The following is a 12,727-nucleotide window of genomic DNA, read 5'->3' as shown; positions in this document are numbered from 1 at the left end:
GTATTGCTCCCTGCTAGGCAATAATGCTAGAATAAAGCAGATGGAAATCTTGAGGAGGAGCCTGAGTGAAGTATACGGTTAAAATAGGTTTGTTGGGTTTAGGCACCGTAGGTGGGGGAGTAGTTAAACTCCTGGACCGCAATGGAGCTTTGATAGCCCAGAAGCTGGGTCGGCCTTTGGAGATAAAAAAGATACTGGTAAGGGATTTAAACCGCCCCCGCAGGGTAAAGGTAAATTCAGAACTCTTGACCACCCAGGCAGATACCATCCTAAAGGATCCGGAGATAGATATTATAGTTGAAGTAATGGGCGGCCTGGAACCGGCGCGTGAGTATATTCTGGAAGCTTTAAGACAAGGAAAGAGCGTGGTAACAGCCAATAAAGATCTCCTGGCTGTCCATGGCAAGGAGCTTTTTGCTGCTGCCGAAAGCGGGGGATGTGATCTTCTCTTTGAGGCTAGCGTCGGCGGTGGTATACCTATTGTGCACTCTTTGAAAGAGTGCTTAGCGGGAAATAGGATTCGCCAGGTTATGGGTATTGTGAATGGGACCACCAATTATATTCTCACTAAGATGAGCCAGGAAGGCAGGGAATTTGCCGAGGTTTTGGAGGAGGCCCAGCGCTTAGGCTTTGCAGAGGCGGACCCAAGATCCGATATTGAAGGCGATGATGCGGCCAGAAAAATGGCCATCCTGGCCTCTATCGCTTTCGGTACGCGCATTACCTACCCGGAAGTGTATCATGAAGGGATAGCCCATTTACATCCTCAGGACATCAACTACGCCGCCGATCTGGGGTATGCCATAAAGCTCCTGGGTATTGCCCGGGAGGAGGAAGGTGTGGTGGAAGTACGGGTACACCCGGCGCTGGTACCTTTACAACATCCTCTGGCGTCGGTAGGCGGTGTTTTTAACGCTATTTTTGTGGAAGGCGATGCTGTGGGTGAAGCCATGTTTTACGGCCAGGGAGCGGGAGAGATGCCCACAGCCAGTGCCGTGGTGGGCGATATTATGGAAGCGGCGCGCAATATTATTCAGGGGACCCGGGGTCGCATTTCCTGCACTTGCTTTAATGAAAAAGTAGTCAAACCTATGGGCGAAATTGAAACCCGCTATTACTTGCGGATGATAGTTAAAGACCGGCCTGGGGTGCTGGCCGCTATTGCCGGTGTTTTTGGCGAGCGCCAGGTCAGCCTGGCTTCTGTCATTCAGGTAGGAATGGTAGGGGAGCAAGCAGAGCTGGTCTTTATTACCCACCGGGTGCGGGAACAAAATCTAATGGAGGCGCTGGAGATTCTGGCTGGCCTTCCGGTAGTGAATAAAATTGCCAGCGTTATCCGAGTAGAAGGAGGCACGGCCCATTGAAGTGGCCAGGAGTAATTGCTGCTTATAGGGAGTTTTTACCTGTAACCGACAAAACCCCTGTCATTACTCTCTTGGAAGGGAATACGCCCCTCATTCCAGCATATAATCTTTCCCGAGAACTGGGCTTACAGCTATTTTTTAAATATGAAGGGCTTAATCCTACGGGTTCTTTTAAAGACCGGGGCATGGTAATGGCGGTAGCCAAAGCTGTGGAGGCCGGTTCGCGGGCCATCATGTGTGCCTCTACCGGTAACACTTCCGCCTCTGCCGCTGCCTATGCTGCCCGTTGTGGTTTGAAATGCAGCGTACTGATACCGGAAGGCAATATTGCCTTAGGCAAACTGGCCCAGGCCCTTTTTTACGGCGCTAAGGTCATAGCTATTCAGGGCAATTTTGACGCGGCCCTGGCCCTGGTGCGCAAGATTACAGCGGAACACCCCATTACCCTGGTAAATTCCCTGAATCCTTACCGTATAGAAGGGCAGAAGACAGCAGCTTTCGAGGTTTGCGACTCCTTAGGAGAAGCACCCGATTACCTGGCTATTCCCGTAGGAAATGCGGGTAACATTACTGCCTACTGGCGGGGGTTTAAAGAGTATTATGTCGCTGGCAGAAGCAGGAAACTGCCACGGATGATCGGCTTTCAAGCCGAGGGCGCTGCCCCCATTGTAAGGGGAGAAGTAGTACCCAACCCGGAAACAGTGGCCACTGCCATTCGCATCGGGAACCCGGCGAGCTGGCGGCCCGCCGTAGAAGCTGCCAGGGAGTCGGGCGGCTTTATTGATTGTGTTAGTGACGACGAAATCTTGGGAGCCCAGCGCCTCTTAGCTACGGCTGAAGGTATTTTTGCCGAGCCAGCTTCGGCTGCCTCGCTGGCAGGGGTAATTAAGCATGTCAAAAAAGGTTTGTTTAAGCCCGATGACCGTGTTGTTTGTGTCCTCACCGGGCACGGACTTAAAGATCCCAATATAGCCATCAAGCAGGTAGATGAGCCCCTTTCTCTACCGGCTGATGAAGAGGCTGTGTTAGAGGTAGTTCTGTAGGAAGGCGGGAAGTTTATGCCCCGAGTGCGGGTGCCAGCCACTACTGCCAATTTGGGTCCTGGTTTTGACGCTTTAGGGCTGGCTTTAAATCTGTACGATTACATCTCAGTGGAAGAAGCTCCGGGGTTAGAGATAATTGTCCAGGGCGAAGGCGAAAACAGCATTCCGCGAGGGCCTGAAAACATTGCGTACCGGGCAGTGCGAGCTGTATATGAACGAGTAGGACGGGAAGCTCCAGGTTTTAAAATCGTCTTTTATAATAATATACCGGTAGCCCGGGGCCTGGGATCCAGCGCTGCAGCCGTAGTGGGGGGATTGGTGGGAGCTAATACCCTTTTAGGCAATCCCCTCGATGAGGCCGAACTCGTCGCCTTAGCAGCCCATCTGGAAGGGCATCCGGACAATGTGGTACCTGCCATGGTAGGGGGATTGGTAGTAGCGGCCCTTAATGGCCAGCAGGTGTACTACCAGCGTCTGGAACCGCCGGCGGGCTTGACCCTTCAGGTGGCCATACCCCATTTTACCCTTTCCACCAGGGTATCGCGGGGCGTATTGCCAGCCATGGTATCAGTGGAGGATGCTGTTTTTAATCTCAGCCGGACGGCTCTTTTGATAGCTGCAGCCCAGGCGGGGAACCTGGAACTGATGGGCAAGGCCATGGAGGACCGCTTACACCAGCCTTACCGCTTACCCCTGGTACCGGGGATGTCCAGTGTATTCGCTGCTGCCCTAGAGGCCGGTGCGCTAGCGGTGACTTTGAGCGGTTCCGGGCCGACGGTCATTGCCTTCTGTCGGGATAGCTGCCCCCAGGTAGGGGTGGCCATGAAGGAAGCTTTTAAAAAGCATGGTGTTGATTGCGAAATTAAAGAGTTACAACCTTGCAGCCGGGGTGCTACCCTTTGTTAGAGGTCAAGCTAAAAAAGTTAGAGGTGGGAGAGAGTTAATCTATGGCACTAATAGTACAAAAATATGGCGGTACTTCGGTGGACGGGCCAGAAAGGGTAAAAAACGTTGCCAGGCGGGTGGTAGAGACAAAGAGGGCGGGCAACCAAGTGGTGGCTGTAGTTTCAGCTCCTGGAGACACCACCGATAAGCTTATTGAAATGGCTAAACAAATCACACCCAACCCACCGGCGCGAGAACTGGACATGCTTATGGCCACCGGAGAACAAATGTCCATTGCCCTTTTAGCCATGGCCATCCAGGATTTGGGTGAGCCCGTAATTTCCCTCACCGGTCCTCAAGTGGGTATTCTCACCGATGGCGTCCATACCAAAGCGCGCATTCTAAACGTTAGCTGCGATCGCTTAAGAAGGGAATTGGACAGCGGGAAGATTGTAATTGTCGCAGGTTTCCAGGGAGCTACAGCTGACAATGAAATTACCACCTTAGGTCGAGGAGGTTCTGATACCACAGCAGTTGCTCTGGCGGCGGCTTTAAAGGCTGATGTATGTCAAATCTACACCGATGTAGACGGAGTGTACACTGCTGACCCTCGGATTGTTCCCGAGGCTCGCAAACTGCCTGCCATATCCTACGATGAAATGCTGGAATTGGCCAGTTTAGGGGCCCAGGTGCTGCAGCCGCGTTCAGTAGAATTTGCCAAATTGCATAGGGTGGTCCTAGAGGTCCGTTCTAGCTTTAACTATAATGAAGGTACCCTGGTAAAAGAGGTGAGCGAGATGGAAAAACAAATGGTGGTTACCGGTGTAGCTGGCGACCGGAATGTGGCCAGGATAGCAGTCTATGATGTTCCGGATCGCCCCGGAATTGCCAAAACCCTTTTTGAAGCCTTAGCCCGGGAGAGCATTAACGTAGATATGATTGTCCAGAGCGCCATGCGGGACGGCATCAATGACATCGCCTTTACTGTAACACGGGATGACCTGGCTAAAGCCTTGGAAGTAACCGAAAAGGTAAAAGAAAAGATTGGAGCCAGCTCTATAGCCTATGATGACAAAGTGGCCAAGGTTTCCATTGTGGGTGCAGGTATGATAACCAATCCGGGTGTAGCAGCGCGCATGTTTGCCTGCCTGGCGGAAGAAGGCATAAATATCCACATGATTAGCACCTCGGAAATAAAAGTTTCCTGTATTATTGACGAAGAGCACCTAACCAAAGCCATGCGAGCTCTGCATAAATGGTTCGGGCTGGATGACACCCGGGGTTAGTTCCCCGGGTTTTTGAGTAAGGGAGGATAGCATGGTCAGAAAAGGAATCATTTGCTATCTGGCCCTAGAAGAAAAGGATGAGGAAATCAGTTATGACCTCGCCGAACTGAAAGAACTGGCCCGCAATATCGAGATCGAAGTAATAGATGCTGTAGTACAACAACGCCGCCCGGATCCCAATTATCTCCTGGGAGAGGGCAAGGTGCTGGAAGTCAAAGAACGCATTATAAGGGAGGACATCCAGGCCGTAATCTTTAACCGGGAGCTTTCACCACGGCAGGTCAAACACCTTGAGGACCTGCTGGAAGGGGCTGAAATATGGGACCGTACCCAGGTCATCCTGGAAATCTTCCGCCGCAGAGCCCAATCCCGTGAAGGTAAAATTCAAGTGGAAGTAGCCCGGCTCACCTATCTTTATCCCCGCATCCACGGGTTGGGGGGAGTACTTTCCCGTTTGGGGGGCGGGATTGGAACGCGCGGGCCGGGTGAAACTAAACTGGAGGTGTTGCGCCGCGCAGTTCGTCGCCGCATTCATCATCTGCAGAAAGAACTGCAAGAGGTACGACAAAAACGAGAAATCTTGCGCAGCTTGCGCCAGGAAAAAGCTCTTCCAGTTATTTCCCTGGTCGGTTATACCAATGCCGGTAAGTCAACCCTGCTCAATGCTCTTTCCCTCAGTCCCCACAAGGTCCTGGTACGGGACCAGCTATTCGCCACCCTGGACCCGGTCAGCAGGCGCGTCCGGCTACCTTCGGGGCGGCAGGCGCTCCTAACCGATACTGTAGGATTTGTTAAAGATTTGCCGCTAAAGCTAAAGGAAGCTTTTAAAACTACGCTGGAAGAACTGTTTGCTGCTGACCTGCTGCTCCACGTTATCGACCTAACCAGTCCCTATATGGATCGCCAGGTAGCAGCCGTGGAAGAACTTCTAAAGGAACTCGGCCTCTACCACCGGCCTATACTTAAAGTCTACAATAAAATGGATAAATATGAAGGGATATTACCCCTTGACGGTGTAGCCATTTCGGCTCTCTATGGTACCAATCTACATGAATTGTTAAGCCTTGTTGAGGAGGAACTGTTCCCCCACCAGGAGATGACTATTCTGGTTCCCTTTAACCGGCTGGGCGAATTAGCCCGGCTGAGGGACCGCTTGGAAGTGGTAACAGAAGAATACCTGCCCGAGGGAGTCAAGCTAATAATTCGCGGCCGTGTTGAAGACTTCCAAAAATTGAGGGCCCGTGTAAGTGGGGATTGTCCAGCTGACACGGAGACCCGGGGTTAATTTAGTTTCCCCGGGTTTTGGATTCCTCGGAGGTAGGCTTTAGCAAATGAAATTCCGACATCTGGTTGCGAAGGCGAATATGTCGCTTAAATTCTATTAGTATATCCAGGATTTCGTGCAGGAAGGGGCTGCCAAAAGTAGACATTAAACCCACGATAATCATGTTCAGCAGGAGATAAAGGCCGGGGTAAGATGTTTTAAAGCCGGCAAAGGCAGCATCCAATCCTAAGAGGCCGAAAACATCCACAGCAGCTATGCCTGTTAAAATAGCAGCAATGATAGCATTGACTATAATCACCCTTAACTGCCTTTTCTGCTCTAGAACGGGATCGTCTAGTTTTTGCCCCAACCACGGCCAGCGCGCCTTAAGCTGTTCCACTATTCCTTGCGCAGCAGCAAAAATGGCCCCAAGGATAGCCAAAAGCCTGCTAAGATCTTCCAACCCTTTTCACTCCTTTCTAAATCTCTTTCATACTTATGGTATTCCCGGTAAAAAGCCCTTGCTACTTTCAAGAGGTTCCAGTATAATAAAAATGACCATAACTTAACACACCTACGAGGGAACGAGTTAAGCTGCCAGGCGGCAGCGAGGGGAAGTCAGTGCGATTCTGACGCGGTCCCGCCACTGTGACAGGGAGCAAGCCCACAAACTTTAAAAGCCACTGGGCCTTAGGGTCTGGGAAGGCGTGGGCAAGCGAGGAACTGAAGCCAGGAGACCTGCTCGTTCCTTAGTACCATATCCCTACGATGGATAGGGGGTGGTGCAGGTTAGCTACCTTCCGTGACCATGTAGGGCGGGAGGTTTTTTCTTTATAGGGTGCTTTACCTCGAGAAGGTAAAGCTAAAAGGTTAGTACGGGAGTAGGAGCTGCCTCAAAAAGTCCCCTAATAAATAAAGGGGTAGCTTGAGGTAAGGCGATGACTGGCCACCCGGGAAAACCTGCCTGCATAAGACTCATGGGGCATTTTCTTGGAGACAAAAATGCCAGGTAGGTTTGTCGTGCCGGGAGGCTGATTGGAAATTATGGCTTGGTAAACCCATTGCCCCGGTAGAGGCAAACCGGGGTTTTTTATTAGGTTTTACCAGAAGGAGCAGGTTTTGGCTGTGATCTTAGTAATCGGAGGTACCGGTGAAGGATGGAAGTTGGCTAAGTTGCTCGGGAACCGGGGTTATAAAGTGGTAGTCTGGGTCAACAGTGAATACGGCTGCCGGGTGGCCCGGGACGAGGGGATAACAAGTGTCCAACTTTATTCCGTTACAGAGAAGACTTTCAGTGACCTTATGGGGCAATATAATTTAAAAGTTGTAGTTGATTTGAGCTTGCCTTTTCCCAATGAAATTTCCCTAAAAGTAGAAGACCTCTGTAATAAGTACAACTTATGTTACCTGCGTTTCTTGCGCTCGGAAACGGAGTTACCCGATCACCCCTTAATTCATCAAGTTTACAGCTGGGAAGAGGCTGCCAGGGTAGCGGCGAGCCTGGGAGATACCATTTTTCTAACTACCGGAACTAATAACTTGGAGGTCTTCTTGTCTTATAACGAGCTCAAAAATAAAAGAATAGTGGTGCGCGTTTTACCGGAACACCGGGTTATTAAGAAGTGCCAAGATCTAGGCTTGGTACCGCGAGATATTGTGGCTATGCAGGGGCCTTTTTCCCGAGAATTAAATAAGGCTATTTTTCGCGCTTATAAGGCCAAGGTAGTGGTAACGCGGGATTCTGGTTCCGCTGGCGGTACTGACACCAAAATTGCCGCTGCTTTGGCGCTGAATATTCCGGTGGTGATAATTAAGCGCCCCCAAATGCAGTCTCGCCATGCAGTCCATTCCTTGGAAGAAATTGTCAACATTATCCAGCAGGTAGTAAATTAATGGACTGGTAAAAAGGAGGAAGCCTATGTACCAGCGCATCGCTTTGGTGGGGATATTTGCTGTTTACTTTGTGATAATTTCTTTAACCCTGCCCCATCCAGCCTATGCTATGCACATTATGGAAGGCTTTTTGCCCATGGGCTGGGCTGGCTTTTGGTTTGTGGTGGCACTTCCTTTTTGGCTAGCAGGCTTACGTTCCCTAAGATGCAAAGTACAAGGGAGTCCTAGTCTTAAGCTTTTGCTAGGCCTGGCCGGTGCTTTTGCCTTTGTGCTTTCTGCCTTAAAGCTTCCGTCTGTAACTGGGAGCTCCTCGCATCCCACTGGAGTAGGGTTAGGAGCTATTCTCTTTGGGCCCACAGTGATGAGTGTTTTGGGAGCCATTGTACTCCTGTTTCAGGCCCTTCTTTTGGCCCACGGAGGCCTGACTACCCTGGGGGCCAATACTTTTTCCATGGCTGTAATCGGTCCCCTCGTATCTTATGGCACTTACAAATTCCTGCAAAAAGTAAAGGCTCCCTTGTGGTTGAGTACTTTCCTAGCTGCTGCTCTGGGCGACTTATTAACCTACGTTACTACTTCCCTGCAGTTAGCCCTGGCTTTTCCGGCCCAGCAAGGAGGAATTGGGGCTTCCTTTATAAAGTTCATGGGGATTTTTGCTCTCACCCAGGTACCCCTGGCCCTTACCGAAGGATTGTTGACGGTTGTGGTCTTCAATTTCCTGGTGGCCTATAACCGAAAAGAATTGGAAGAATTGGCAGTACTCAACTAAAATAAGGGGAGGAGTATATGAATATAGCCCAAAAAAATATGATCCTTTTTTTGCTGATCGTCGTGCTGGTAACAGTTCCCTTTATAATTCAACAAGGGGCTGAGTTTGGAGGAGCCGATGGGCGGGCTGAAGAAATCATTGGTGAAGTTCGACCCGACTACCAGCCATGGTTTGCTTCTTTATGGGAGCCGCCCAGCAGTGAGGTAGAAAGTTTCCTGTTTGCCGTACAGGCAGCGCTGGGAAGTGGATTTGTATGTTACTACTTGGGTTACCTCAAAGGCAAAGCCTCTGCAGAGAAAAAGCAGCTGTAGTCGCGAGATGCGATTCCTACGGAGGCCTTCAGGTGAGAAAGCAGGGCGCGGCATGATTAGTGTAGAACAGTACGCTTATAGCAATAAATTGCGAGGTGTACACCCGGGAGAAAAGATGGTGTTTAGCCTGGGGACTTTGCTTTTGTCTTTGGGCGCCAGATCTGTATGGACCTCCTTAGCTATCTTGGGCTTAACCAGCTGGCTTTTAGTCGGTGTTGCCGGTGTTCCCTTTAGGTTTTATATTCGGATGCTGTTGATACCTCTTTCCTTTTTGGCAGCCAGTGTTATAGCCATAGTTATTACCATTTCCTGGCAGGCACCCCAGGGAATGCTTTATAGCTTTAGCGTGGGAGACTTAAGCGTAGGAATAACCGGGCAGGACCTGGGGAGGGCGGTCCAGCTTTTCTTACGAGTGATCCCCGGCGTTTCCTGCCTCTACTTTTTAACCCTGACTACACCTCTCATAGAAATTATGAGTGTGTTCCGCAGACTTAGAGTCCCGTCCCTTTTTCTGGAACTAATGGGTTTGATTTATCGCTTCAGTTTTGTGTTATTGGATACGGCCGAAAACATATATCTGTCCCAGTCTTCCCGGTTGGGCTATAGTTCGTGGTTCAGATCTTTGTCTTCCTTGGGCCAGCTGGCTGCCAACCTGTTTCTTAAAAGCTTCCAGAGGTCGCAAATGTTAGATTTTGCCCTTGTCTCGCGGGGATTTAGCGGTGAGTTTAGGGTCCTGGAACCCACGTACACTGTCTCCAAGCGCAATATATTGCTTATTTTTCTCTGGATTGTGTTCCTGGTGGTGCTCAACTGGTACGGCGGAGGTGGACGGCTTGGAACCTATTTTGGCAACTAAGGAGGTTGAGTTTACCTACCCCAATGGAACTACAGCTTTGAGGGGCATTTCCCTGGAGATAGAGCAGGGCAGCAAAGTCGCTATTTTAGGCCCTAACGGGGCCGGCAAATCCACTCTTTTTTTGCACTTTAACGGTATTTTTCGCCCCCAGCGCGGAAAGGTGTTCTGGCAGGGGCGGGAGCTGCGCTATGACCGGGGCTCTTTGGCCAGTTTGCGCCAGAAGGTGGGGATTGTTTTTCAAGATCCGGATTCCCAGCTTTTTTCGGCCAGCGTGTTCCAGGAGATCTCCTTTGGCCCCTTAAATTTGGGCTTGCCGCCAGAGGAAGTAAAGCGGCGGGTAGAAAAGGCTATGGCTGCTACCGGTATAACGGAGCTGGCGGATAAGCCAACCCATTTCTTAAGCTACGGACAAAAAAAGCGGGTTTGTATTGCAGCCGTCCTGGCCATGGAGCCGGAGGTAATAATCTTAGACGAGCCCACAGCTTACCTTGACCCTTTGCTTACCTGTCAGGTTATTGAGCTGCTGGACGAAATTAATGGTGCAGGAAAAACCGTGGTGCTTTCCACCCATGATGTAGATCTGGCTTATTCCTGGGCTGACTGGATTTTTATTCTAAAATCGGGGCAATTACTGGCTAAGGGTCGGCCGGAAGAAGTATTTCTTGAACCCCAATTAATCCGGGAAGCTGGATTAACTATACCGTGGTTACTGGAGGTTTACCGGGAGCTGCAAAAGCGCGGTTGGTCTTTGGGTCCTAAGCCCCCGCGCTGTAAAGAAGATCTTTGGGCCTGTCTTCCCTGGTCCACTCAAGCCTCCGGCCCTATACTTAAAGTAGCCAAGGGATAATGCTATAATAAAAAGTGGAGGTGTAAAGGTGGACCGCGAGGTTACTCTGTTCACTTTTCCCTCGACTTATTATGCCTTGAGAGCGGAGAAGGTTTTGAAAGAAGCAGGCTTACAGGGCCAGTTAATACCTATACCGAAAGAGCTAAGCTCTTTGTGCGGCCTGGCCCTGGAAATTGAAACCGCGGAAGAAGAAAAGGTTTGGCCTTTGCTAAGGTCCTCCGTAAAGATGGAAAAAAAGGTAAGAGCTATCAAAACTAGAGGGTTTGTGGAAAAAATTGTGGAAGTGCTGGAACTGGGTCCTCCCCCGGGGTAACTCAGAAATAGCGCAGAATGTTATAGACATTGTCCCGCTGGGCTGGCCGGAAGCCAGCATTTTTAATTACACGGATAATTTCTTCTTGAGAACAGCGGTGGTGAGCCCCTGCTGCTCTGACCACGTTTTCTTCCAACATGGTGGACCCGAAGTCATTGGCGCCGAAGGATAGGGCTATCTGAGCCACCTTGGGTCCCTGGGTCACCCAGGAAACCTGGATATTGGGTATATTGTCGAGATAAAGACGGCTTACGGCCAAGGTGCGGAGGTAGTCCAGGGCTGAAGGCGGTGTACCCCCTAGGGCGGTATTTCCAGGCTGGTAAGTCCAGGGAATAAAAGCGGTGAAGCCACCGGTTTCATCCTGCAAAGAGCGAATAGCTTCTAGGTGGGCTATACGGTCGGCCAGGGTTTCCTGGCTCCCGAACATCATGGTCGCCGTGGTCTTAAGGCCCAACCGGTGGGCTGTAGCCATGACTTCCAGCCATCTCCCCGCCTTTGTTTTACGAGGGCTAATTACCTCGCGTACCCGGTCCACTAAAATTTCGGCACCGCCGCCGGGTAAAGAATCTAGTCCGCTGGCTATGAGACGGCGTAACACTTCCTCAACGCTCAACCCGCTCCTCTGGGCCAGGTAATCTATCTCCACCGGGGAAAGGGAATGTAGCTTGACAGGATAACGCTCTTTAATGCTTTTAAACAAGTCTTCGAAATACGAAAGAGATAGTTCCGGATGGAGGCCGCCTTGCATGAGAATTTGGGTTCCGCCCACACCTATTGTTTCCTCAATTTTGGCGAAAATTTCTTCTCTGCTTAAGACGTAACCTTCTGGATGACCCAGGGGACGATAGAAGGCGCAAAAGCGGCACCCACAAGTGCATATGTTGGTATAATTGATATTCCTATCTATTACAAAAGTCACTATATTTTCCGGGTGAAACCGCTTGCGGACCATGTCGGCCAGGTAACCCAGGAACAAGAGATCGGCCGAACGTAAGAGTTCTAGCCCTTCCTGGGGTGTTAAGCGTTCGCCCGCCTGGACTTTAGCCGTTATCCTTTCCATGTTCTGCCCTCCACAATTTGACAGTAACGGGAGCAGGGAGCAAGCCCTGCTCGTAGGCATACTGATAAAAGGTCTGCAATCCTTCCAGGTGTTCTGCTGTCAAATCATATTGGAGGTGGTGGAAATAATCTATAAGGTCGCCCATAGGCAATCCAGTAAGGGAAGAAGCCCGGTAAGCCAGGGTTGCCAGGTTTTGCCTACCCCATTGCTTGGCGGCAATTAGGCCCTGCCATATCTCTTCTAGAAGGCCAGGAAAGGTTTGCGCGAACTCTCCTTCTACCACCACCAGGGCGAATACCATATGCTTGCCTGTAAATCGATGCCACTCTTTGCCCAAATCGTATATATATAATCCTTCCGGACGATTGACTTGCAGTAAGGCTTCATCACCAATCACCAGGGTAGCTTCCGGTTCCGACCACCAGGGGGGCACACCTGTCGGCCGGGTAAAAAACCTGACTTCAAGGTTATAAAATCTCTCCAGCAGGATAGACAATAAAGCCACGCTGGTAGCCGAATAGGGCGTAAGGGAGACGCGTTTACCTGCTAGCTCGGCCAGGGGCACTTTGCTCAGCAGGGCCACACTCTTGACTGGCCCCCAGGAAGAAATGGACAGGTCGGGTAGCACTAAGCATTTATCGTGTTGCTTGGCGTAAGCAAAGGAAGATACGGCGCTGATTTCAATATTGCCTTCAGTCAAAGCCCGGTTTAACTCGTTGGGGTGGCCGTAAACAATTTGCGCCGGAATGTTTACCAGACCCTCTTCCAGAGCATAGAAAATAGGCAGGCAATTGATATAACTGATCCTGCCTATGCGCGGCTTGCTCATCCAGTTC

The 12,727-nt window shown here is 50.6% G+C and carries 14 protein-coding genes and 1 riboswitch; of the genes, 11 read left to right on the top strand and 3 right to left on the bottom strand.

All coding sequences use genetic code 11. The annotated features are described in order from the left end of the window. The first annotated feature begins 65 nt into the window (after nt 1-65). The 5 genes from AC1BI1_RS09295 to hflX are packed head-to-tail and all read left to right on the top strand — an operon-like array spanning nt 66 to nt 5,863. Nucleotides 66-1,364, top strand: a complete 1,299-nt coding sequence (locus AC1BI1_RS09295) for a homoserine dehydrogenase (protein WP_476717004.1) — start codon at nt 66-68, stop codon at nt 1,362-1,364. Beyond that, the gene (gene thrC / locus AC1BI1_RS09290; protein ID WP_476717003.1) at nt 1,361-2,407 is read left to right on the top strand and encodes a threonine synthase; all 1,047 of its coding nucleotides are present in this window, start codon (nt 1,361-1,363) and stop codon (nt 2,405-2,407) included. Before AC1BI1_RS09295 ends, thrC begins: the two co-directional genes overlap by 4 nt. A gap of 15 nt (nt 2,408-2,422) precedes the next feature. After that, nucleotides 2,423-3,313: a homoserine kinase gene (thrB, locus tag AC1BI1_RS09285; RefSeq protein WP_476717002.1), complete on the top strand. Its 891-nt coding sequence runs from the start codon at nt 2,423-2,425 to the stop codon at nt 3,311-3,313. A gap of 41 nt (nt 3,314-3,354) precedes the next feature. Beyond that, the gene (locus AC1BI1_RS09280) at nt 3,355-4,578 is read left to right on the top strand and encodes an aspartate kinase (RefSeq protein ID WP_476717001.1); all 1,224 of its coding nucleotides are present in this window, start codon (nt 3,355-3,357) and stop codon (nt 4,576-4,578) included. A 31-nt stretch (nt 4,579-4,609) separates the two neighbouring features. Further along, nucleotides 4,610-5,863, top strand: a complete 1,254-nt coding sequence (gene hflX / locus AC1BI1_RS09275; RefSeq protein WP_476717000.1) for a GTPase HflX — start codon at nt 4,610-4,612, stop codon at nt 5,861-5,863. A gap of 1 nt (nt 5,864) precedes the next feature. Here the strand turns inward: hflX and AC1BI1_RS09270 are convergent, their stop codons facing one another. Beyond that, nucleotides 5,865-6,305, bottom strand: coding sequence for a hypothetical protein (locus tag AC1BI1_RS09270; RefSeq protein ID WP_476716999.1), 441 nt, complete (start codon nt 6,303-6,305; stop codon nt 5,865-5,867). A gap of 106 nt (nt 6,306-6,411) precedes the next feature. Continuing rightward, nucleotides 6,412-6,602: riboswitch (cobalamin riboswitch) on the top strand. 365 nt (nt 6,603-6,967) lie between these two features. Between AC1BI1_RS09270 and cobK the strand changes: the two genes are divergently transcribed. The 6 genes from cobK to AC1BI1_RS09240 are packed head-to-tail and all read left to right on the top strand — an operon-like array spanning nt 6,968 to nt 10,831. Further along, on the top strand, nt 6,968-7,735 hold the full coding sequence (cobK, locus tag AC1BI1_RS09265) for a precorrin-6A reductase (protein ID WP_476716998.1): 768 nt from the start codon (nt 6,968-6,970) through the stop codon (nt 7,733-7,735). A 25-nt stretch (nt 7,736-7,760) separates the two neighbouring features. After that, nucleotides 7,761-8,504, top strand: a complete 744-nt coding sequence (locus tag AC1BI1_RS09260; protein ID WP_476716997.1) for an energy-coupling factor ABC transporter permease — start codon at nt 7,761-7,763, stop codon at nt 8,502-8,504. A 17-nt stretch (nt 8,505-8,521) separates the two neighbouring features. Further along, nucleotides 8,522-8,815: an energy-coupling factor ABC transporter substrate-binding protein gene (locus AC1BI1_RS09255; protein ID WP_476716996.1), complete on the top strand. Its 294-nt coding sequence runs from the start codon at nt 8,522-8,524 to the stop codon at nt 8,813-8,815. A gap of 52 nt (nt 8,816-8,867) precedes the next feature. Next, nucleotides 8,868-9,671, top strand: a complete 804-nt coding sequence (gene cbiQ / locus AC1BI1_RS09250) for a cobalt ECF transporter T component CbiQ (protein ID WP_476716995.1) — start codon at nt 8,868-8,870, stop codon at nt 9,669-9,671. Next, on the top strand, nt 9,649-10,518 hold the full coding sequence (locus tag AC1BI1_RS09245) for an energy-coupling factor ABC transporter ATP-binding protein (protein WP_476716994.1): 870 nt from the start codon (nt 9,649-9,651) through the stop codon (nt 10,516-10,518). The genes cbiQ and AC1BI1_RS09245 overlap by 23 nt, the downstream gene beginning before the upstream one ends. Before the next feature lie 28 nt (nt 10,519-10,546). Then, nucleotides 10,547-10,831: a putative Se/S carrier protein gene (locus AC1BI1_RS09240; RefSeq protein WP_476716993.1), complete on the top strand. Its 285-nt coding sequence runs from the start codon at nt 10,547-10,549 to the stop codon at nt 10,829-10,831. A gap of 1 nt (nt 10,832) precedes the next feature. Here the strand turns inward: AC1BI1_RS09240 and mqnC are convergent, their stop codons facing one another. Beyond that, a complete protein-coding gene (gene mqnC / locus AC1BI1_RS09235) occupies nt 10,833-11,891 on the bottom strand; it encodes a cyclic dehypoxanthinyl futalosine synthase (RefSeq protein WP_476716992.1) in 1,059 nt (352 codons plus the stop codon). Beyond that, a complete protein-coding gene (locus tag AC1BI1_RS09230) occupies nt 11,872-12,720 on the bottom strand; it encodes a menaquinone biosynthetic enzyme MqnA/MqnD family protein (RefSeq protein WP_476716991.1) in 849 nt (282 codons plus the stop codon). The genes mqnC and AC1BI1_RS09230 overlap by 20 nt, the downstream gene beginning before the upstream one ends. Nucleotides 12,721-12,727: the final 7 nt, after the last annotated feature.

The sequence above is a fragment of the Thermanaeromonas sp. DSM 22490 genome (assembly GCF_056378755.1).
This window is presented reverse-complemented; position numbering and strand designations above follow the sequence as displayed.